Raw genomic sequence first — 20,970 nt, forward strand, 5'->3', positions numbered from 1 at the left:
CCCGAACCACTCACCACCACACCAGCAACAACCAAAGCCGAGACCGTTATCGGAGCAGATACACGCATTCGGCCACACCCAATCCTCGACGTCGTCCGCGTCTCGGGCGGATGCATCCGCACGCGGACAACGGAGTCCTTCTGCAGGGCCCATATCGACCCCGGCCCACTCCGCAGAAGCGGAGCGAACCTGCGATAACATACAGTACACAACTGCGAGTACATCACGGGTACGATCGGGGAAATTACTAGTAACTTAACGCTCTTCGCAGCTGCTCTGAATCCAGAGTACCGGCCCGCGCGGCCCCACGCCCGTGCCCGTTTCGTCCGCTGCTGTCGCAGTTGAGGTTTCGCGAAGGCCTTGTCGCACTCGACATGTCGGTCGAACAGGCCCGGATCCAGCTACTCCTCCGCGAAGTGGAGCAGCACCGAGGACGCCGACGACTGCCGCATCCGGCCACGCCGTGGTATGGGATCCGTACCGGCCCAGGATGTTCGGCACGAGTCCTGGATGTCGGCCACGCGAATAGCCCACCGGCCACGAACCCCGAGACGCGGCGACGATCACGCCGCCCTGCCCGCCTGCACAGACGAAGGCCGCGGGGCCGTGCCGCGACGATCGGGTAGTCGTGCCCGACCGTGAACGTCACCGGCATCCGTAATCAATCGTTCGATGACAGCGTCTTCCAGACCGGTGTCGTAGTCCACGCCATGCCGGGCACCCGAGCTACGACGTATCGCGCCGACCCGGGAATCGAGCGGCCAACCCGATACTCGCACGGTCGTGCTACCTTATTGCGCATGACCCATGAGCACCTTGTGGTGGAGGACCTCGGCGGAGGCGTGTGGAAGTTGGGTCTGGACCGCCCCGACGCGCGCAACGCGCTCTCCTCGTCGCTGCGTGTCGCGGTCAGTGATGCGGTGGATCGCCTCTGCGGCCGTGACGATGTGGGCGCGCTGGTCCTCTCGGGCGCCGGTTCGGTGTTCTGCGCAGGCTTCGATATGGCCGAGTTCGGACGGGCCGCGGAAGATCCGGACTTCGGTGTCGAGTTGTGGGCGTCCAGCGACCGGTTCCACCACACCCTGTTGCGGTGTCCCGTCCCGCTGATCGCGGCGTTGAACGGGCCCGCGCTCGCCGGCGGCTTCGATCTCGCGACGATGTGCGACCTGCGCATCGCGCAGCCGGGAGTGTGGTTCGCTCGTCCCGAGGTCGCCTTCGCCGTGCCGCTCTACGAACCCCTGCGTGACCTCGTCGGTGGCGCGCTGGCCCGCGAGCTGTGCCTGACCGGCCGGCGTGTCGAACTCGACGAAGCCTTGCGCATCGGGCTGGTCAATCGCGTGGCGCCCGAGACCGGAGCGCTCGAGGCGGCGATCGAGTTGGCTCGCGAAATCGCCGCGCGGCCACGCGAGGCCATCAGGGCGACCAAGGCGAAGTTCGTGACCGCCGCCGGGGTCGCGGGTCGAGCCACCCTCGCGCTGTGAGCGACCGGCGCCGCAACGGCACCCGTGATCGGCTCATCCGGGTGGCCACGGGCCTGTTCCGCCGCCGGGGTGTGGCGGGCGTCGGCGTCGGTGAGATCTGCGCGGGCGCACAAGTCACCAAAGGCGTGTTCTCCCATCATTTCCCGGGCGGCAAGGACGAACTCGTCGTCGCAGTCGTCGACCGCAACGGTGCGGATGTCAGCGGGCAACTAGCGGCTTTCGGCTCCGGCGACGCGGCCGATTCCGTTCAGGCCCTGTTTCGCGCGTACGCGAGCGCGATGCGCCTGAAGGGCAGCGACTTCGGTTGTCCGGTCGCCGCCGCCGTCGTCGACGGGGCCGCCTCGACATCACCCACGATTTCCGCCGCGAACCTCGCTTTCGACCGGTGGCGCGTGATCCTCGGCGAACGGCTGGGCGACGACGACATGGGAGCACTCGTCGTCGCGGCGCTCGAAGGCGCGATCCTGCTCGCCCGCGCGGAGAAGGATCCGGCGACGCTGGAACGGGTCGGTGACGCGCTCGCGCAGCTGATCGAGCCCGCGACTCGAAGCGCCGGCTGATACCGGATCTGTGGGCAGAAACCACAATCCTTCCGGAATTGGGGTCGTCGCTGTGGGTAACCCACCCGACGTTGCCCGGCGCAGCTACTGCGTGACGAGGTCACTTTTCCCGGCCCGGATTGGTTCGTGGTTCTGCGTCACGCTTCTCGCTCACGGGTTGCGGGTATGCACGCGGCGGCAGGAGTTCAATGCGGCTCGACCGTGCACCTGGCTGCCGCGGTCGGTGTGTCGGCCCCCTTGTCGACCAGCGCCGAGGCGTTCGCCCACTCCCGGCGCACGCACGTCGGGGTCGATGACGTCGCTGCTACTACGCCACCGGTTCGCGCGTAGAGTGGTGTGCACTGTCCTTCGGAACCAGGGCGAGGCCGGCGCTCCCGGACGGCACCTGCCGGCTCGGGAGCTTTCTCGGAAAGACGGGCAGACGATGACGGATGCGCGCCTCAGCGACGACGACAACACACCGACCGGTTCCTTCGCGGCGGAGGGCGATCTGGCTGCGCGATTCGGCGATCTGGCACGTTACCTGCAGGAACAAGACGATCTCGATGACACGTTGCGCGGCATCGTCGATACCGCCGTGCAGACGGTGCCCGGCACCACCTACGCCGGAGTCCTGGTCAGCGACAACCGCGAGACGATGCATACGCCTGCCGCCACCGCCGACCTGATCCGTCGAGTCGACCGAGCGCAGATCGACCTACGGCAAGGGCCATGTATGGACGCGCTCTACCAGGAGCGCATCGTGGTACTGCCCGATACGACCGACGAGCCGCGGTGGCCACGTTTCGCGGCCCGGGCCGCCGAACTCGGCATCGGCAGCATTCTGTCTTTCCAGCTCTACGTCACCGGCAACGATCTCGGTGCCCTCAATCTCTACTCGCCGGCCCCCGCGGCCTTCGACGCCGAATCCGAGCACGTCGGGTCCCTGTTCGCCGCCCATGCCGCCGTAGCGCTGGCCTCCGCCCAGCAGGTGACCCAGCTCACGCGGGCGATCGACACGCGCGACCTGATCGGACAAGCCAAGGGCATCCTGATGGAGCGCCACAAACTGACCGCCGATCAAGCCTTCGCCCTACTCGTACGCGCCAGCCAGCACACCAATACCAAACTGGCCGATATCGCCGAGTACCTCACGCACCGCGGCGAACTACCGCCGCGCCCATGATCAGCGCTCGAAGAACGGCGTCACTGGAAGCCGACGGCGGTCACCGCGCACCGAGCCGCCCTCTCCAGCCGTTCAGGCGCTGATCCATCGCCGGATCGATCGGACCGGAATCCCGACGCATGGCGCTCGGGGGCCGCGGCAACCGGTGACGGGGCCCCTGCCTGCGGACAGGGGCCCCGTGATTCCCAGCGCTACCGTGTCAGGGCTGACGGGGGTGCGTACCGGTGGTGGGGGTCGTGCGAGCGTCCTTACGGCGCGCCAGTCCCGCCAGGCCGCCGAGGCCGAGCAGACCGAGCAGGCCCCACAGGCCGGTCTTGTCGCTGTTGTCGTCGTGGGTGTCCTGGGCCAGTTGCGCCGGCGCAGGAGCCGGGGCCGGGGCCGGGGCCGCGTCGGCTACCGCGGCACCGCCGAGCATGAGGACCAGGGCCGTCAATGGGATCGCGAAGGTTTTGCGCATCGTGCATCACTCCCTTTCTCTCGATGTCCCAGCCGCTGTACCCGGCGGGAGAGATCGGAAACATGCCGATCCCTGCTGACCGCTTCCGCGTGTCACCCGTTTTCGGTGACGGTGGTGTCCGGGTGGCGGCGGCTGGTGTCGGGCTTGACGAAGTGCCCGGTGATCGCCGAACGGTCGCGGCGGTTGTCACCCTGGTGCGGCTCGTCCTCGCCGAGCGTGGTCTTCGGGTTCTCCGCTGCGGTCTCCTCGCTCACATATTCGCCGGTCTCGGCGGAACGATGGCTTTTGTCGGTCACAAGATCCTCCTCGAGCTGTCTGGTCGCACCCCTCGTCAGGGTGCCGATCCAGTCCTTGACCGAATAGCACCCAGACGGCGCGGGAAACGTCCGCCGACAGCTGATTTCGAATCGGGTGGCCGCTGTGCGCGAGCGGGAAGCCGAAAGCGCCCGGCAAGCCACATCATTCGGGATCTTCCCGTCACAGCAGGCCGATGGGTCGCTTCCCATCCGCAGTGACACCGAGCACCGAGGCGGAGCGGGAGGCCCCGATGTGTCAGAGGCCCCGACGAGCCGCGACGAACGTCGCATAGGCCGTGACCACGCAGGATCGCAAATATGGCGTCGGGCCACGGCACAGCAGGCTGCCTGGAGGTGCCTCTCCGGCGGAGGCGTAGGATCCCCCGCGTCGTCTCGTGTTGACCAGTGGAAGGTCGGTGAGCAGTGGAGCCCGCACCGTCGGCCACACCTGCGCGTCGTGCCGCGATCTCCCATCCTTCGACCCTCCGGACGTCTCGGACCAGCAGTCCTTTCGGTCTACGGTGCGCAGGAGCGGTGGATTTCACCACTCGGGATGCATGGCGCTCGGCACTGGCGGAACTGACCGCCGCGAAGCGCGAGGCCCACTTGGATCTGTCCGCGCTGACGTTCATCGATGTCCACGGGACGTCGATTCTGGTGGAAGCTGCCGCCTCCCGCGCACCGCAGGCGCCACGAATCGTGTTACATCGGCCCCCGCCGATGATGCTTCGGATCCTCGGAGTGTTCTGGCCCTCCCTACCCACGATCGAGGTAGTGCACACATGAGCTCTGTTGGCGCTGCGTCGGCCACTGCGGAATCGACCGATCCGTTCGTGCATCCCGCGCTGTTCTATCGCGACACCGAGGAATACCTCGCGGGCACCCTCGGATTCATTCGCGAAGGACTCGCGAACGATGAACCGGTCGCCGTCGCGGTCCCCGGCCCGAACCTCGCCCTCCTGCGCGCCGAGCTGGGCTCCGACGCCGGCTCGGTACACCTGATGGACATGACCGTCGAGGGTCGCAACCCCGGCCGCATCATCCCGGGAGTGCTCCGCGCCTTCGCCGACCGGCATCGGTCCGGACGAGTGCGAATCATCGGCGAACCCATCTGGGCCGGCCGCTCGTCGCTGGAGTATCCAGCGTGCGCTCAGCACGAGGCGCTGATCAACGCGGCGTTCACCGGGCGCGAAGTCAGCATCCTGTGTCCCTATGACACCGCGCGCCTGTCGCCGGAGGTCCTGGCCGACGCGCACGCCACCCATCCCGTCCTCATCGACCACACGGGCCGGCGAACCAGCGACGACTACGACCCCGACCACATCGTCGACCTCTACAACGAACCGCTCCCCTCCGCACCCCCCACCGCCACCACGATCGTCTTCGACGCGACATCCCTGGCGCACCTCCGGCACGTCGCCACAGAGCACGCCCGCAAAGCGGGCATACCCGAGCACCGTCTGATCGATCTCGAACTGGTCATCGCCGAGACCACCACCAACTCCGTCGTCCACGGCGGCGGGAACGGCACGCTGCGGATGTGGGCCGACGACAACCGGCTGTGCTTCCAGATCAGCGACAAGGGATACATCACCAATCCACTCGCGGGCCGCCTGCCCGCAGAAACGTATCGACCGGGCGGCCGCGGTCTGCTGCTGGTCAACCAGCTCACCGACCTCGTGCGCATACACACCGGCCGGCACGGCACCACCATCCAGCTCCACTTCGACTTCGATCGCGAGCTGCCGTAGCCCACTGCGGAGCGGTCGGCGACCGGGGTAGCCGTCGACCAGGTGGCGGCTACCCCGGGTTCGCCGGAAGGTCAGTGCGATGCGCCGCGGCGGCCGGTCACCAGCCCGACCGGGAACAGCAGGATCACCGCGCCGCCAGTCGATTCATGCGCTACTTCGCCGGATACGCAGCCCGGTAGCGGCCGGGTGTTGTGCCGATGATGCCGGTGAATGCCGCGATGAAACTGCTGGGATTCGCCCATCCGCAGGCGTGTGCGACGTAGGCGGTGTCGTGGCCCTCGGCGAGCAGGACGAGTGCGTGATAGACGCGTAGCTGGGTGCGCCACTCGTAGAAGGTCATGCCGAGTTCGTTGTGGAACAGACGGCTGAGTGTGCGAGCGCCGGCTCCGATCGTCCGCCCGAGTTCGGCCAGCGTCGTGTTGTCCGCGGGGTTTCGGTGCAGTATCCCCGCGACGGCCTGCAACCGGTCGTCGTGCGGTTGCGGCAGGATCAGTGGCTGCTCATGCGCTTCGCGGAGTTCGTCGACGAGGACCCGGCGAAGGCGAGCGCGCGCGGCGCGCTCGTCGCCGGCGGCGACCCGGTCGCCATCGCGCGAACCCGTGAGGGTGAGAAGGATTTCGCGGACGAGGCCGGAGGCCGTGAACACGGCTGGGTGGGTTGGTACGAGGCGGGCCAGGGATGCCGGGAGAAAGACGATCCGCATATCGGTGTGCCCGTGCGCGCGGTGGTAGTGCGTGAATCCCGCAGGGGTCCATGCGACTCGATTGGCCGGAACGATCGATGTGCCACGTTCGGTGTGCACCGACAAGACACCACGCGCCGCGTAGACGAGATGCCCGCGGGGATGGGAATGCACCGCACTCGTTCCTCCCGACGGCCAGGTATGAACGCCTCCGGACGGCCATATCCGCGATGTCGCCCCGAGCCGGGGAGATTGGCGGGCAACGGGCATAACTCGGCATTCTATCGGTGGCAGGCCGGTCCGCCTCCCGGCGACAGTGGACACATGTCTACGACGATGCGAGCGGCGGTCTGTGTCGGAGCGGGTGGCCCGGAGAGGCTGGAGATCCGAGAGCTGCCGGTACCGGAGGTCCGGGAAGGCTGGAGCCTGGTGCAGGTGAAGGGCGCCGGCCTGAACCGGTCGGAACTGAGAACCCGGCAGGGTCACTCTCCGAACGTGAGGTTCCCCCGCGTGCTCGGGATCGAATGCGTCGGAATCGTGGCGGCCTCGACCGACCCCGGGCTGCCGGAGGGCACGACCGTCGCGGCGGTGATGGGTGAGATGGGCCGGGAATTCGACGGCGGTTACGCGGAGTACGCGCTGTTGCCGAACGCACTGCTGATGCCGGTCACCACCACGTTGCCCTGGGAGGTGTTGGCCGCGCTGCCCGAGACATATCTGACCGCGCAGGGGTCGCTGGACGCGTTGGGGGTCGTGCCGGGTGCCCGGGGGCGGTTGCTGATTCGTGGCGGGACCTCGTCGGTGGGGATGGCGGCCGCGTCGATCGCGTCCGGCCACGGTGTCGAGATCGCCGCCACGACACGGCAGCCGGGCAAGATCGACGCCTTGGCTGCGGCCGGCGTCCACCACGCACTCCTCGACGAGGGTGGCGCGCCCGCGGCGAGCGTGCATGCGATCTGGCCCGAGGGTCCGGACCATGTACTGGATCTCGTCGGGGCGAGCACGGTGGTGGACTCGCTGCGCCTGGTGCGCCGCGGCGGGACCGTGTGTGTGGCGGGCTCGCTCAGCGGGTGGTCGATTCAGGACTTCGAACCGATAGCGATGATCCCGTCCGGAACCAAACTCACGGCCTTCCACAGCGATACGGTGCAGGGCAGCGCGGGAACGCCGGTGCTGCGGCGGATCGTCCGCGCCGTCGAGGCCGGCGCCTATCGGCCCAACCTCGACCGTGTCTTCGGCCTGGCCGACATCGTTTCGGCCCACCGGTACATGGAGAGCGATCACGCCACCGGAAAGGTCGTCGTGGTGCCCTGACCACGTGCCCGTCGAAGGCCGACACCGAGACGGTGACGGCCGTCGGGAGCCACGACCGTCATGGCGCAATCTTGACGAGAGGGGGCGGTTCCGCCCCTGTCGCCGAGCTCGCGCGGCAGCCATGATCGGGAAGATCGCGAGTACACGCCCGTCGCGGGAAAGGGTGACGACCGCGGTGCCCGATGCACCTCGCCGTGCAGAACCGAGAGGAAACGTACTTCATGATCGTCCGTTCACTGAAAGAGATCGTCGGCACCGAGCGTGAGGTGAAGGGCCCCGCGTGGACCAGCCGTCGCCTGGTGCTCGCCGAGGAGAAGGCCGGCTTCTCCGTGAACGACACCGTGGTGCGCGCGGGCGCCGAGCTCGAGATGTGGTACGCCAACCACATCGAGGCCGTCTACGTCATCGAGGGGCGCGGCGAAGTGGTAGACCACGAGACCGGTGAAAGGCACCAGCTCGAGCCGGGCGTGATGTACCTGGTCGACGCACACCAGCGTCACACCCTGCGCGCCAACACCGAGTTCCGCGCGGTATGCGTGTTCGACCCGCCCCTCACCGGCCGCGAGGTCCACGACGAGAACGGCGCCTTCCCACTGCTGACCGAAGAGGACCAGTGAGCGACTCGATCTTTTTCGCCAGCGACAACAACGCCCCCGTGCACCCGGACATCATGGCGGCGCTGGCCGCCGCCAACGTGGGCCACCAGCCGGCCTACGGCGCGGACGTCCACACCGCGCGGTTGCGCGAGCTGATCAAGGACCATTTCGGCGAGCGCGCCGATGTCTACCCGGTCTTCAACGGCAGCGGCGCAAACGTCGTCGGGCTGCAGGCGATGTGCGACCGGTGGAGCGCGGTGGTGTGCCCGGACTCCGCGCACATCCACCTGGACGAGTGCGGCGCACCCGAGAAGGTGGCCGGGCTGAAGCTGGTCCCGGTGCCCACCCCGGACGGCAAGCTGACCCCTGAGCTGCTCGACCGGTACGCGTGGGGCTTCGGCGACCAGCACCACGCCCAGCCGAAGGTCGTCTCCATCACCCAGAGCACCGAGCTCGGCACCCTCTATACACCCGGCGAGATCGCGGCGATCGGCGCGCTGGCCCGCGAGCGCGGCATGCTGCTGCACGTGGACGGCGCCCGGCTGGCCAACGCCGCCGCCGCGCTCGGCCTGCCGCCACGCGCGTTCACCACCGACGCCGGTGTGGACGTGCTGTCGTTCGGCGGCACCAAGAACGGTCTGATGCTCGGCGAGGCGATCGTGGTGCTCAACCCGGACGCGGTGCGCGGCACGGCGTACCTGCGCAAGGCCGCGCTGCAGCTGGCCTCCAAGATGCGGTACGTGTCGGCGCAGTTCGTCGCGTTGCTGGAGGGCGACCTGTGGCTGCGCAACGCCGGGCACGCCAACGCGATGGCGACCCGGCTGGCCACGGCCGTCGCCCGGGTGCCCGGCGTCGAGATCGTACGGCCGGTCCAGGCCAACGCCGTCTTCGCCGTACTGCCCCGCGAGGTCACCGAGCGGCTGCGGAAACGGTTCCGCTTCCACGTCTGGGACGAGCGCACCGGCGAGGTCCGCTGGATGTGCTCGTTCGACACCACCGAGGCCGATGTGGACGCCTTCGCGGCGGCCATCGCCCGGGAGATGGCCGCCGCGTAACCGCAACCACAGCAACGTATGGGCTACGGCAGCTGCCCAGCATCTGTGAGCCACGAAAGATATTCGGTCCGAAGCACTTTCGTGCCGGGAAGCTCAAGTCGCATCGCCCTCGGGCGGTTCCCCGGCAAGCGATCCGGTGCGATTGGCGGTCAGCATCCGCACGGCCGCGATCCGCAGATCCGGACGGGCACGCCGGGAGGTCAGCTCGGCGAGGCAGATCTCACCGACCATGGCGACCTTCATCCGGGAGGCGGCGTCGGGGTCCGGCCACCCGGCGGCGACCATGTCCGGCCGCCCGACCGCGATGAACAGTTCGTGGCGGCGGCGGATCTCCTCGCGCAGATCCGGATCCGTGCGCGCTTGGACCATGAACGCCTCGGTGCCGCGGGCGTCGAGGCAGGCATCGAGGAACGCGTCCAGGCTGGGGCCGATCCGTTCGATCCCCGGCGGAATCCCGGCCAGCGCCGCGGCCACCGACTGCGACAGCGCGTCGAAGAATCGGCGGTGCAACGCGATGACGTAACTGCGGCGATTGACGAAGTGATGATAGAAGGTGCCCTTGGCCATCCCGGCTTCCTCGACCACCGCGTTGATCGAAAGCCGGTGCAGCCCCTCGCGTTCCGCCACCACGGTGCCCGCGATGAGCAGAGCCGTGCGACCGGGGTCGGCAATGACTGTCATGCTTTCGAATTCTCCCGACTCTTTTCGGAAAGCCTAGTGTCGCGCACCGGGCGCACCTACGCTGTGACCGATCGGTCGGTCGAAGCCTAGCCGGGTTCCGGATGGACCATCGGGTCATCGAGGACCGATCTGAATCCGGGCGACCCTGGGGGTTTCGAAATGTCCGCTGAGTTTAAATTGGTGAGCGGCGATGTGGTGCCGCTGGCGTCGAACGCACGCTATCTCGTATCCATCGATGAACTGTTGCCCGCGGACTCGCCGCGGTCGAACGGCGAGGACCGCAGGCATATCGCACGACTGGCCGAGAGCGACACCGAATTACCGCCGATTGTGGTGCATCGCAGCACGATGCGCGTCATCGACGGAATGCACCGGCTGCGGGCCGCGCAATGGCTCGGCCGCGAAGACATCGAAGTCGTGTTCTTCGACGGAACGGCGGCCGAGGCTTTTCTGCGCGGCGTCGAACTGAATACGACGCACGGGCTGCCGTTGACGCTCTCGGACCGCAAAGCGGCGGCCGAGCGGATCATCGAGACGATGCCGGAATTGTCCGACCGGGCCATCGCGTCCACCACGGGGCTGTCCGCGCGCACGGTGGCCACGCTCCGGCAGCGTTCGAGTGCGGAAATTCCGCAGTCGAACATCCGCGTCGGCGCCGACGGCAGGCGCAGGCCGATGGACCGCGCGCAGCGCAGGCGCCGCGTCGCCGAGCTGCTGGCGGACTCCCCGGACATGCCGTTGCGCGCGCTGGCCGCCGCCGCGGAAGTGTCCATCAGCACAGCGCACGCGATCCGCAAACGCTTGCGCGAGACCGGATCACCCGAGCACGACAGCGCCGCCGACCAGCCCGAGGGCAGCGCGCTGCTGCTGCAGCAACTCACCCGCGACCCGGCCATGCGGCACAGCCAGCAGGGCCGCGACCTGCTGCGCTGGTTGCACACACACTCGATGCAGCGCGAGGTGTGGACCGCCCTGGTGGCCACGGTCCCGCCCCATTGCATTCCGGCTGTCGCCGAACTCGCCCACCGCAATGCCAAGGAGTGGCGCGCGCTGGCCGGCTACATCGATCCCGGCGCCACCGAATAGCACCGATCGCATACGCATTCGCCACGGCCGGAGTTCGAGAAGAGGTCTTTCATCATGCTTGTTGGTCTCGCACGCCTCGCGATCCGGCGGCCGCGATCCATCCTCTACGGCGCGCTGCTCATCGGGATCGTCTGCGTCGGGCTGGGCTGGTCGGCGCCCGCCCACCTGAAGTCCGGTGGTTACGTTCCGTCCGACACCGAGTCCGCCGAGGTCGCGGCGTTCCTCGGCCGCGAATTCCCCGGCGCCGCGCCAAATCTCGTGCTGCTGGTCACCGCGCCGGATGGGCTCGACAGCCCCGCGGCGCGGGCGGTCGGTGAGCGCCTGACCGCGGATCTGCGTGGCCGCCACGAGATCGACGCGGTCCAGTCCTATTGGGAACTACCCCCGGATCTGCGGCAGGGCCTGCGCGGCAGCGACGGCCGCGACGGTCTGGTCCTGGCCCATGTCACCGGCGACGACACCGACGCGCCCAAACGGGCGGGCGCGATCGCAGGCCGGGTGAGCGGCGACTTCGACGGCGTCACCGTGCGGGCGGGCGGCCAGGCGGTGGCCTTCGACGAGATGAGCCATCGGATCGTCACCGACCTGCTGATCACCGAGGCGATCGCGATACCGCTGACCGGGCTCGCCTTGATTCTGGTGTTCGGCAGCGTGACGGCCGCGCTGATCCCGCTGGCGGTCGGCGTGTTCAACATCTTCGCGACGCTGCCGATCCTGCGGTTGCTCACCGAGGTCGGCGACGTGTCGATCTTCGCGCTGAACATGATGAGCGCGTTGGGTTTCGCGGTCGCGATCGACTCGAGCCTGTTCATGGTCAGCAGATTCCGCGAGGAACTCGCCGCTGGACGCGACACCGCCTCCGCGGTGTCGCGCACAGCACGCACGGCGGGGCGCACCGTCTTGTTCTCCGGTGTGGTGATCGCGCTGTCGCTGTCGACACTGCTGGTCTTCCCGCTGTATTTCCTCAGGTCGCTGGCGTACGCGGGGCTGGCAGTGCTGGGGGCGGCCGTGTTCACCACGCTGCTGTTGGTGCCCGCGGCGCTCGCCCTGCTCGGCCCCCGTGTCGACGCCTTCGACCTGCGAGCCCTCTTGCGCCGCCGATTCCACCGGCCGCGGCCGGCATCCGTCGAGATCACCGAGACCCGGTGGTATCGCGCGGTGCGGCTGGTCATGCGCCATCCCGTCGTGGCCGCGGCGGCCGTGATCGCGCTGCTGCTGGTGCTCGGGTCGCCGTTCCTGTCCATCCGGTTCGGCGCCGCCGACGACCGGGTCATCACCGGGGCGTCCAGCCATGTGGTCGGCGACGCCTTGCGCAGCGGCTTCCGGGAGAACGCGATGGCCGGCGTGCTCGTGGCCATGCCCGGATACCGGGGCGGCGACAGCGAAATCGCCGCCTACGCCGAACGTTTGTCACGGGTGGAGAACGTCTCGACCGTGCTGTCCGCGGCGGGCGTCTATGCCGGCGGGCTGAAAGTCGCCTCCGCGCCACCCGGCATGCGCGACGACGCGGGCACCTATGTGCGCGTAGGCACCCGGCTCGACCCGTACTCCCCCGCCGCGATCGATCAGCTCGACCAGGTGCGCGCAGTCCCCCCGCCGAGCCACGCGATGGTCGGGGGTGCGGCGGCCGAAAACGTCGACACGCTCGACGCGCTCGGAGCGAAAGTCCCCGTAGCCGTCTTCGTGATCGCGCTGTCGACCGTGGTGGTGCTGTTCTTCTTCACCGGCAGCGTGCTGCTGCCGATCAAAGCGCTACTGCTCAACACGCTTTCGCTGGCGGCGACGTTCGGCGCCATGGTCTGGATATTCCAGGAAGGGCACCTGTCGGACCTGCTCGGTTTCACCTCGACCGGCTATCTGGTGCCCACGATGCCGATCCTGATGTTCTGCATCGCCTTCGGCGTCTCGATGGACTACGAGGTGTTCCTGTTGTCCCGGATTCGCGAGGAATGGCTGTCCTCCGGTGACAACACCGGCGCCGTGGCGACCGGCGTCGCCCGCACCGCACGCGTCTTCACCGCCGCCGCCTGCCTGATGGCGATCGCCTTCGCGGGCATGGTGACCTCGCACGTGTCGTTCATCCAGCTGTTCGGCCTCGGCCTGACCCTGGCCGTACTCAGCGACGCGACGTTGATCCGCGGTGTGCTCGCCCCCGCCTTGATGCGCCTGCTCGGCGCGGCCAACTGGTGGGCGCCGTCCCGGCTCGCCCATTGGCACCGAAGGATCGAAATCCCCGAGACCAGTGCCGCTCTCGAACCAGTACCCGAATAGTGCGATAGGAACAACATGGCGAAATTCCGCACAGGTGTGATGGATTCCGGCGTCTACACCAGGTTCGCGCCCGACCTGCAATTTCGCGGCAGCCGCTCGGTGGCGATGGCGGGCGGAGCGGACTCGCTCTGGGTGACCGACCACCTGCCCTCGATCCTGCCCGCCTCGATCTGGAAACCGCGGCACGTCGGCATCACCCGGCTCGCACCGCACGCCGACGGGATCTACGAACCGTGGACGGCGCTGGGCTATCTCGCCGCGCAGAACCGCTTGGCCCGCCTGCGGCTCGGCGTGGGCGTCACCGACGCGGGCCGGCGCAATCCCGCGGTGACCGCGCAGGCCGCGGCCACCCTGCACCAGTTGAGCCGCGGCCGGGCCATTCTCGGCATCGGCACCGGCATCCGGGACAACAACGAGCCCTACGGCGTCGACTGGACCGCTCCGGTCGGACGGTTCGAGGAGGCGCTGGCCACCATCAGGGTGCTGTGGGATTCCGACGGCAGCCTGGTGACCAGGGACTCGCCGCACTTCCCGTTGCGGAACGCGGTCTTCGATGTCCCGCCCTACCGGGGCACCCGTCCGGAGATCTGGGTGGCGGCCGGCGGCCCGCGCATGCTGCGGGCCGCCGGTCGCTACGCCGACGTGTGGTTCCCGGGCTTCGCGCAGCGCCCGCACGAGTACCGGCACCGTCTCGAGCAGGTCCGCGCCGCGGCCTCCGACGCGGGCCGCGACCCGTTGACGGTCGCGCCCGCCGCCGTGTTCAGCGTGCTCACCGCGGCCCGTCCCGGGGAGGTGGACGCTCTGGTCGAGAGTGTCGGCGCGCGGGCGCTGACCCTGTGCGCCCCCGGCGAGATGTGGACCAGGCACGGCGCCACCCACCCGCTCGGCGCGGACTTCACCGGCCTGCAGGACTACCTGCCGCAGACGCTCGACGAGCGCACCGTGCTGGACTACATCGAGAAGGTCCCGGCTTCGCTGGTGCGGGAATTCTGCCTGGCCGGTACGCCGGACGAGATCGTCGAGCAGCTCGCGGACTGGCGCGACCACGGTCTGCGCTACGCCGTGCTGATGAATCTCAGCGCAATTCATCCGCGCCTCGCACGCGGGATGCTTTCCAACGCGCCATTGGTGGCGACGTTACGTAAATTGAAGAAGCTGTAACGCAGAACAATTGACGCTCGAGTGGGCTGCGCAATAGCATGACCATTCGAGCGAAGAAGCTCATCAGATATTTGTGCTGCTGCGGTCGGGGGGCTCAGCATGGACCCGCATTTCAGGCCAGGAGAAATAATGGTCGACATTGCAATAGTGGGTATCGGCTGCCGGTTTCCAGGCGGTGTATTCGACCCGGAGAGTTATTGGAATTTCCTGATCGACAAAGGTGACGGGATCGTCGATATCCCGCCGGATCGCTGGAGTATCGAAAAGTACTACGACCCGGATCCGGACGCGCCGGGGCGTATGTACACCCGGCGCGGCGGATTTCTCACCCAGCCGCTGTGGGATTTCGACGCCGACTTCTTCGGCATCGCCCAGAAGGAAGCCGCCATCCTCGACCCGCAGCAGCGACTGCTGCTCGAGGTGACCTGGGAGGCGCTCGACGACGCGGGCATGGCGGGCCGGGTCTCCGGCCACCGCGTCGGCGTCTACGTCGGCGGCTTCATCCTCGACAACGTGCTCGGACGCAGCGGTCCGCTGGTCCGCTCGGCGATCACCAGCCACACCGCGATGAGCGCCTCGCACACCTTGCTGTCCAACCGCATCTCCTATCTGCTCGACCTGCACGGCCCGAGCCTGACCGTCGACACCGCATGCTCGTCGTCGCTGGTCGCCACGCATCTCGCGGTGCGGGCGATCGCCAACGGCGAATGCGAGATCGCGCTGGCGGGCGGTGCGAACGCGATGCTGCAGCCCGAGACGTTCATCTCGATGTGCAAGGGCCGGTTCCTCTCGGTCGACGGGCGCTGCAAGACCTTCGACGCCGCCGCCGACGGATACGGCCGCGCGGAGGGCGCGGGCGCGGTACTGCTCAAGCCGCTCGACGTGGCGCAGCGCGACAACGACCGCGTCTACGCTGTGATCCGCGCGACGGGTGTGAACCAGGACGGCCGCACCATGGCCATCCCGGTCCCGAATCCCGTTGCGCAGGAACAACTGGCCCGCCAGGTGCGCGACGACGCCGGTGTCGCCGCGCACGAGGTGAGCTACCTCGAGGCGCACGGCACCGGCACCGCGGTCGGCGACCCGCTCGAGATGTCGGCGCTGGGCGCGGTGTACGGCGCGGTGGACGGCCGCGCCGAGCCGGTGCCGGTCGGTTCGGTGAAGAACAACTTCGGGCACACCGAGGCCGCCGCCGGGGTCGCGAGCCTGATCAAGGCCGCGCTCACCCTGCACCACCGCACGGTCGCGCCCCAATTCGACCTGACCACACCGAATCCGGAGATCAAGTTCGACGAGCTCCGACTACGCGTCCCGCTGCACCCCGAACCGCTGCCCGCGCAGCCGGGCAAGGGCGTGGTCGCGGTCAACGGCTTCGGCTACGGCGGCACCAACGCTCACGTCATCCTCTCCGAAGCGCCGCCGCGGGCCGCGCGGGCCGACGACGAACGCCCGGTGCCGAAGGTACTGCCGATCTCCGGCCGCCACGAGACCGCGGTACGCACGCTCGCAGGCGACCTCGCGCAGGCCCTCGACCACCATCCCGCCGACGCGGTCACCGCGGCCGCTTGGACCCGGCGCGCCCACCACCCCCTGCGGGTCGGCTTCGCCTACGACGACGCCGACGATCTGCGCACCCAGTTGCGTGCTTTCGCCGCGGGCGAGGGCCGGGCGCCGTCGCGGGTCATCGGTGACGGCGAGGTGGAGCCCGTCTTCGTCTTCAGCGGGATGGGCCCGCAGTGGTGGGGCATGGGGCGTGAGCTGCTCACCACCGACAGCACGTTCGCGAAGGTGGCCAGGGAGATCGACCGCGAGTTCGTCTCGATCGCGGGCTGGTCGATTCTGGACGAGATGCTCGCCGACGAGGCCGACTCGCGGATCGTGCGCACCGCGTTCGCGCAGCCTGCCAACTTCGTGCTGCAGGCCGCGCTGACCGCTGAACTGGCCGAGTACGGCGTGTATCCCGCGGTGGTGGTGGGGCACAGCGTCGGGGAGGTCACCGCCGCGTACGTCTCCGGCGCGCTCTCGCTGCGAGACGCTCTCACCGTCAGCTACCACCGCGCCCGGTTGCAGGCGACCACCGCGGGCACCGGAGGCATGCTGGCTCTCGGCATGTCCGAACGCGAGGCACGGGAGTTGCTCGCCCGCACCGACAGCATCTCGATCGCCGCGGTCAACAGCCCCGGCGCGGTTACCCTCGCAGGCGACAGCCAGGATCTGGAACTACTGCGCGACACCCTTTCGGCCACCGGCACGTTCGCGCGCAGCCTGCGGGTCGAGGTGCCCTACCACAGCCATCTGATGGACCCGATCCTCGACGATCTGCGCGGCGCGCTCGGCGGGCTCACCCCGCGGGACGCGAAACTCACCACGTACTCCACCGTGACCGCCGCCGAGATCGCGGGCACGGGATGGGACGCGGACTACTGGTGCCGCAACGTCCGGGAGCCGGTCCGGTTCGCCGACGCCATCGGCGCACTGGTCGACGCGGGCCACCGGGTCTTCCTCGAGGTGGGCCCGCATCCGGTGCTCAGCGGCAACATCCGCGAGATGCTGATCCATCGCGGGGTGATCGGCGCCGCGGTGACCACGCTCTCGCGCGACCTGCGCGACCGCAACAACGTGCTGCGCGCTGTCGCCGATCTGTATGTCGCGGGCTCGCTGGACGGTTCGGCCGTACCCGGCCGGCCGGACTCGATCGTCGAGCACCTGGATCTGCCCGCCTACCCTTGGCAGCGCAAACGGGTGTGGCACGACGAGCCGGTCACCCTGCTGGATCGTCTCGGCACGCCGGAGGGCTACGCGCTGCTCGGTGATCCCACGACGGCGGCGAACTCGGAATGGGAGGTGCAGCTGTCGGTCTCGCGGCTGCCCTGGCTGCGCGACCATGTCGTGGACGGGTATGTCGTGCTGCCCGGCGCGGCCTACCTCGATGCCGCGCTCAGCGCCGCCGTCGAGCGCACCGGCCGCATGAGCGCCGGCCTCGAATCGGTGGAGTTCGTCGCGCCACTGGTGATCGACGAGCACGACGTCCCGGTGCTGCGGGTGAGCGTCGAGGAATCGACCAAACGCTTCCGGATTCACTCGCGCTCGGCCACCGCCACCACCTGGACGCTCAACGCCCACGGCAGGCTCATCGAAGCCGACTTCGCCGCCGCCGCCGTGCACGTCGACGCCCCTGAGCATGCCGCCGCGGTCGCGGGGGCGGATCTCTATCGCGGGCTGGCGGCGCGCGGGCTGGACTACGGGCCCGCCTTCCAGCGCATCGTCTCGGCCGTCGTCGGTGCGGACGCGGTGGTCGCCTCGCTCGCGCCGGTCGAGCAGGCCACGCCGATCCGGCATCTGGCTCACCCGGCGGTGGTCGACGCCGCGCTGCAATGCGTCGCCACGCTGGCCGCGGACTCGGATGCCGACGTGGCGATCGTGCCTGCCGCCATCGCCGGGGTGCGCCTGCTCGGCGCGCTGCCGGAGCGGCCGCGGGTCGTGGTGACCCGCCGCGGCGCGGGCCCGCTGCGCGCCGACATCGCCATCGTCGGCGAGCACGGCGAGGTGGCGATGCGGCTGCTGGGCGTCGAATTCCGCCCGGTCAGCGCGGCAGTCGATGTCACCCACCAGCTGGAACGGGTGTTCTACCAGCCCATCTGGGAGATCGTCGAGGCACCGGCAGGTGAGCGTCTCTCGGAGGAGGAAGCCGTGATCGCCGTCTGTGTCGGCGCCGACGCGGCCGGCCGCGCGGCCGCACTGCTGGGCGACCGGACCGATGTCACCGTCGTGCTCGCCGACGCGGACGCCGACGACAACGACGAGCGCCTGCGGCTTGCGTTGCGCTCACCAGACGGTGTCCCGATCGCCGAACGGATCCGGGTGGTCAATGTGTTCGGCACGGCGCTCGACGGGGCGCGCAACGTCTACTGGCTCGCGCGCGTGGCGAATGCCATCGAGCATCTGCTCGCCGACGCGCCCCAGATCCGTGTCCACAGCGTCGTGGTCACCGAAAACGCGCTGTGCACCCCCGCCGACACCGCCGTACAGGTGTCGCACGGCGCGCTGGTGGGCGCGCGGCGGGCCCTGCTCAACGAACAGCCCGCCGCGGCGTGGCGGCTGGTCGATACGGGAGCACAGGCCACGGCGCCGCCGACCGATCTCGTTCTCGCCGAGAACGCGCTCGACGAGATCGGCGTGCGGGGAGACGACCACTGGGCGGTGCGGCTGGACCGGAATTTCGGCACCCACCTCGACGAGCGCAACCGCGCCGTTCCGCTGTCGGACCCGGAAGCCTCTTTCGTAGTGGAGATTCCGAAGTCCCGGTTGTTGTCCGACCTGGCGTTGCGCCGAGTCGACCGGGTCGCGCCCGGTCCGGGCGAGATCGAGGTCCGGATGGAGACGGCCGGGCTCAACTACAAGGACGCGATGAAGGTCATCGGCGTGCTCACCGAAAAGGAGCTCGCGGGAACCTATTTCGGCACGACGGTCGGAATGGAGGGCTCCGGCGTCGTCGAGCGCGTCGGGCCCGGCGTCACCGACGTCGCGGTCGGCGACCGGATGATGGTGTGCGCCAGGGACATCTTCCGCAAGTACGTGACGATGCCCGTCGACGCGGGCGCGACGCTACCGCACCAGCTGCTGCCCGGGGAGGACTACGACCCGCTCACCTGCGGATCCGGATTGCCGTTCCTCACCGCCGAATTCGGGCTGCGGACACTGGCGCGCCTGCGGCCGGGTGAGACGGTGCTCGTGCACGGCGCGGCCGGCGGCATGGGCATGGCCGCGGTACAGGTCGCGCTGGACATCGGAGCGACGGTGATCGCGACGGCGGGGACGCCCGAGCGGCGTGCGCAGGTGCGCCTGCTCGGCGCGCAGCACGTGCTGAACTCGCGATCGGCCGACTTCGTCGACGAGATCGCCGATCTGACCGGCGGACGCGGCGTCGACGTCGTCTACAGTTCGGCTCCGGGCGAGATCCTGCGCCAGAACTTCCGGGTCGCGGCGGAGTTCGGCCGTGTGGTCGATATCGGTAAGGCCGACATCTACACCGGCGGCGTCATCGATCTCGGCCCCTTCGACCGCAACCTCACCTTCTTCTCCGTCGACATGGACCGCGCGCTCGCCCACGACCCGGAACTGCTGCGCACGCCGATGCGGGCGAGCCATGCGGCATTGCGCTCGGGCACATACCGGTACCTCCCCTATACGGCTTATCCGGTGTCGGAGCTGGCCGCGGCTTTCGAGTCCGTCGCACGCTCCGACCAGATCGGCCGGGTTGTGCTGGACCTGCGCGAAGAACAGCCGATGGTGCGCCCCGAGCTCGCTCACCCGCGCATCGACCCGGACGGCTGCTATCTGGTGACCGGCGGCTTCGGTGGCTTCGGCCTGGCCACCGCCCGCTGGCTGGTCGCCGAGGGCGCACGGAAACTCGTGCTGGTCGGCCGCAGCGGCGCGTCCACGCCACAGGCCAGGGACCAGGTCGCGGCGTTCACCGCGGCGGGAGTGGCGGTGATCGACGAACGAGTGGACGTCGCCGACTACGCCGCCACGGCAGCGCTGGTGGAGCGTATCCGGTCGGTCGCACCGCTGCGCGGCATCTTCCACGCGGCGGGGGTGGTGAACAACTTGCCCATCCCGCAGATCACGCCTGAGTCGCTCGACGAGCTGTTCGCCAAAGTGCGTGGCGCCCAGCATCTGGACCGGGCGGTCGAGGCCGCGGGAATCGAACTGGACATGTTCGTGCTCTACTCCTCGATCAGCGCGCTGGGCTGCATCACCCCGCAGGTCGGCTACGCCGCCGCCAACGCCGCCTTGGACGCGCTCGCGGCCGACCGGCGTGCCCGCGGCGCCGCGGCGCTCGCGGTGAACTGGGGCTTCATGAGCGGCGGCGGCATGGCCGACAAGACCGAGGCACTGGCCGACTACGTGAAGTCGATCGGCTTCCTGCCCATCGACATGGACCGCGCCACCGCCCTGCTGCGCGAATGCCTGGCACTCGACAGCGCTCAGGTCGCGGTGGCCGATATCGACTGGACGGTGTGGTCGCGGGTGGCGCGCCCGTCCACCGACACCCGGCGCTTCGGCCAGTTGCTCGCCGACATCGGAGTCGGCGGCGAGGCAGGCGGCACCCTGCGTGCCGAGATCCTCACGCTGCCCACCGAACAGCGCGCCGATTTCGTCGCCCAGCGCCTCGCCGATCAACTCGCGGTGGTGCTCGGCGTGGACACCGACGCCATCAACATCGATGAGCCGGTCACCGACCTCGGCATGGACTCGCTCATGGCGATGGAATTCGGTGCCCGCACCGAGAAAGAGCTCGACGTCAAGATCTCCGCACTCGAACTCAGCCGGGGCCTGTCCTTGCGCGGCATCGGCGCCAAGGTGGTCAGCCAGTTCGCCGAGCCCGCCGACGCGCCGGCCGCGGCATGAAAG

16 protein-coding genes are annotated in these 20,970 nt (G+C 69.0%); 12 read left to right on the forward strand and 4 right to left on the reverse strand.

Translation table 11 applies throughout. The annotated features are described in order from the left end of the window. Nucleotides 1–800 precede the first annotated feature (800 nt). The 3 genes from ABZ420_RS28700 (at nucleotide 801) to ABZ420_RS28710 (ending at nucleotide 3,206) form a co-directional block, all read left to right on the forward strand. Entirely contained in the window at nucleotides 801–1,481 is a 681-nt protein-coding gene (locus ABZ420_RS28700) for an enoyl-CoA hydratase/isomerase family protein (protein WP_357129027.1), read from the forward strand. After that, nucleotides 1,478–2,041, forward strand: coding sequence for a TetR family transcriptional regulator (locus ABZ420_RS28705; protein ID WP_357129030.1), 564 nt, complete (start codon nucleotides 1,478–1,480; stop codon nucleotides 2,039–2,041). The genes ABZ420_RS28700 and ABZ420_RS28705 overlap by 4 nt, the downstream gene beginning before the upstream one ends. 424 nt (nucleotides 2,042–2,465) lie before the next feature. Continuing rightward, the gene (locus tag ABZ420_RS28710) at nucleotides 2,466–3,206 is read left to right on the forward strand and encodes a GAF and ANTAR domain-containing protein (protein WP_357129033.1); all 741 of its coding nucleotides are present in this window, start codon (nucleotides 2,466–2,468) and stop codon (nucleotides 3,204–3,206) included. 199 nt (nucleotides 3,207–3,405) lie between these two features. Here ABZ420_RS28710 and ABZ420_RS28715 read toward each other — a convergent pair whose 3' ends face one another. Next, complete coding sequence (locus ABZ420_RS28715; RefSeq protein ID WP_357129036.1) at nucleotides 3,406–3,663, reverse strand: WGxxGxxG family protein; 258 nt, start codon at nucleotides 3,661–3,663, stop codon at nucleotides 3,406–3,408. Between the two features lie 92 nt (nucleotides 3,664–3,755). Beyond that, nucleotides 3,756–3,959, reverse strand: coding sequence for a hypothetical protein (locus ABZ420_RS28720; RefSeq protein WP_357129038.1), 204 nt, complete (start codon nucleotides 3,957–3,959; stop codon nucleotides 3,756–3,758). Nucleotides 3,960–4,382: 423 nt separating this feature from the next. On the opposite strand from ABZ420_RS28720, the gene ABZ420_RS28725 reads away from it, so the two are divergent. Together ABZ420_RS28725 and ABZ420_RS28730 are read left to right on the forward strand one after the other, a co-directional pair. Continuing rightward, nucleotides 4,383–4,745 carry an STAS domain-containing protein gene (locus ABZ420_RS28725; protein WP_357129041.1) on the forward strand — a complete coding sequence of 121 codons (363 nt, stop codon included), beginning with the start codon at nucleotides 4,383–4,385 and terminating at the stop codon, nucleotides 4,743–4,745. Then, a complete protein-coding gene (locus tag ABZ420_RS28730) occupies nucleotides 4,742–5,710 on the forward strand; it encodes a sensor histidine kinase (RefSeq protein WP_357129044.1) in 969 nt (322 codons plus the stop codon). The genes ABZ420_RS28725 and ABZ420_RS28730 overlap by 4 nt, the downstream gene beginning before the upstream one ends. Before the next feature lie 151 nt (nucleotides 5,711–5,861). Here the strand turns inward: ABZ420_RS28730 and ABZ420_RS28735 are convergent, their stop codons facing one another. Further along, the gene (locus ABZ420_RS28735; RefSeq protein ID WP_357129047.1) at nucleotides 5,862–6,566 is read right to left on the reverse strand and encodes a helix-turn-helix transcriptional regulator; all 705 of its coding nucleotides are present in this window, start codon (nucleotides 6,564–6,566) and stop codon (nucleotides 5,862–5,864) included. A 162-nt stretch (nucleotides 6,567–6,728) separates the two neighbouring features. On the opposite strand from ABZ420_RS28735, the gene ABZ420_RS28740 reads away from it, so the two are divergent. The 3 genes from ABZ420_RS28740 to ABZ420_RS28750 all read left to right on the forward strand — a co-directional run bounded on the left by ABZ420_RS28740 (nucleotide 6,729) and on the right by ABZ420_RS28750 (nucleotide 9,357). Next, nucleotides 6,729–7,706: a zinc-binding dehydrogenase gene (locus tag ABZ420_RS28740; protein ID WP_357129226.1), complete on the forward strand. Its 978-nt coding sequence runs from the start codon at nucleotides 6,729–6,731 to the stop codon at nucleotides 7,704–7,706. Between the two features lie 221 nt (nucleotides 7,707–7,927). Next, nucleotides 7,928–8,323, forward strand: a complete 396-nt coding sequence (locus ABZ420_RS28745) for an ectoine synthase (protein ID WP_357129050.1) — start codon at nucleotides 7,928–7,930, stop codon at nucleotides 8,321–8,323. Continuing rightward, the gene (locus ABZ420_RS28750) at nucleotides 8,320–9,357 is read left to right on the forward strand and encodes a beta-eliminating lyase-related protein (RefSeq protein WP_357129053.1); all 1,038 of its coding nucleotides are present in this window, start codon (nucleotides 8,320–8,322) and stop codon (nucleotides 9,355–9,357) included. Before ABZ420_RS28745 ends, ABZ420_RS28750 begins: the two co-directional genes overlap by 4 nt. A 93-nt stretch (nucleotides 9,358–9,450) precedes the next feature. On the opposite strand, the gene ABZ420_RS28755 is transcribed toward ABZ420_RS28750, so the two are convergent. Further along, on the reverse strand, nucleotides 9,451–10,038 hold the full coding sequence (locus tag ABZ420_RS28755) for a TetR/AcrR family transcriptional regulator (RefSeq protein ID WP_040871975.1): 588 nt from the start codon (nucleotides 10,036–10,038) through the stop codon (nucleotides 9,451–9,453). 159 nt (nucleotides 10,039–10,197) lie between these two features. Here ABZ420_RS28755 and ABZ420_RS28760 point away from each other — a divergent pair, with 159 nt between their 5' ends. The 4 genes from ABZ420_RS28760 (at nucleotide 10,198) to ABZ420_RS28775 (ending at nucleotide 20,967) form a co-directional block, all read left to right on the forward strand. Then, nucleotides 10,198–11,124 (forward strand): ParB N-terminal domain-containing protein, encoded by a 927-nt coding sequence (locus ABZ420_RS28760; RefSeq protein ID WP_357129056.1) that lies wholly within the window; start codon nucleotides 10,198–10,200, stop codon nucleotides 11,122–11,124. Between the two features lie 54 nt (nucleotides 11,125–11,178). Then, nucleotides 11,179–13,395: an MMPL family transporter gene (locus ABZ420_RS28765; RefSeq protein ID WP_357129059.1), complete on the forward strand. Its 2,217-nt coding sequence runs from the start codon at nucleotides 11,179–11,181 to the stop codon at nucleotides 13,393–13,395. A 15-nt stretch (nucleotides 13,396–13,410) separates the two neighbouring features. Further along, complete coding sequence (locus ABZ420_RS28770) at nucleotides 13,411–14,556, forward strand: LLM class flavin-dependent oxidoreductase (protein WP_357129062.1); 1,146 nt, start codon at nucleotides 13,411–13,413, stop codon at nucleotides 14,554–14,556. A 129-nt stretch (nucleotides 14,557–14,685) separates the two neighbouring features. Further along, complete coding sequence (locus ABZ420_RS28775) at nucleotides 14,686–20,967, forward strand: SDR family NAD(P)-dependent oxidoreductase (RefSeq protein ID WP_357129065.1); 6,282 nt, start codon at nucleotides 14,686–14,688, stop codon at nucleotides 20,965–20,967. Nucleotides 20,968–20,970 lie beyond the last annotated feature (3 nt).

Source organism: Nocardia sp. NPDC005745 (assembly GCF_040630775.1).
In the GTDB taxonomy this organism is placed as follows: domain Bacteria; phylum Actinomycetota; class Actinomycetes; order Mycobacteriales; family Mycobacteriaceae; genus Nocardia.

Bases quoted from the DNA above. Each gene is read 5' to 3' on its own strand.
- ABZ420_RS28700 (WP_357129027.1), top strand. From the start codon at position 801: ATGACCCATGAGCACCTTGTGGTGGAGGACCTCGGCGGAGGCGTGTGG.
- ABZ420_RS28710 (WP_357129033.1), top strand. From the start codon at position 2,466: ATGACGGATGCGCGCCTCAGCGACGACGACAACACACCGACCGGTTCC.
- ABZ420_RS28715 (WP_357129036.1), bottom strand. From the start codon at position 3,663: ATGCGCAAAACCTTCGCGATCCCATTGACGGCCCTGGTCCTCATGCTC.
- ABZ420_RS28730 (WP_357129044.1), top strand. From the start codon at position 4,742: ATGAGCTCTGTTGGCGCTGCGTCGGCCACTGCGGAATCGACCGATCCG.
- ABZ420_RS28740 (WP_357129226.1), top strand. From the start codon at position 6,729: ATGCGAGCGGCGGTCTGTGTCGGAGCGGGTGGCCCGGAGAGGCTGGAG.
- ABZ420_RS28745 (WP_357129050.1), top strand. From the start codon at position 7,928: ATGATCGTCCGTTCACTGAAAGAGATCGTCGGCACCGAGCGTGAGGTG.
- ABZ420_RS28755 (WP_040871975.1), bottom strand. From the start codon at position 10,038: ATGACAGTCATTGCCGACCCCGGTCGCACGGCTCTGCTCATCGCGGGC.
- ABZ420_RS28760 (WP_357129056.1), top strand. From the start codon at position 10,198: ATGTCCGCTGAGTTTAAATTGGTGAGCGGCGATGTGGTGCCGCTGGCG.
- ABZ420_RS28765 (WP_357129059.1), top strand. From the start codon at position 11,179: ATGCTTGTTGGTCTCGCACGCCTCGCGATCCGGCGGCCGCGATCCATC.
- ABZ420_RS28770 (WP_357129062.1), top strand. From the start codon at position 13,411: ATGGCGAAATTCCGCACAGGTGTGATGGATTCCGGCGTCTACACCAGG.
- ABZ420_RS28775 (WP_357129065.1), top strand. From the start codon at position 14,686: ATGGTCGACATTGCAATAGTGGGTATCGGCTGCCGGTTTCCAGGCGGT.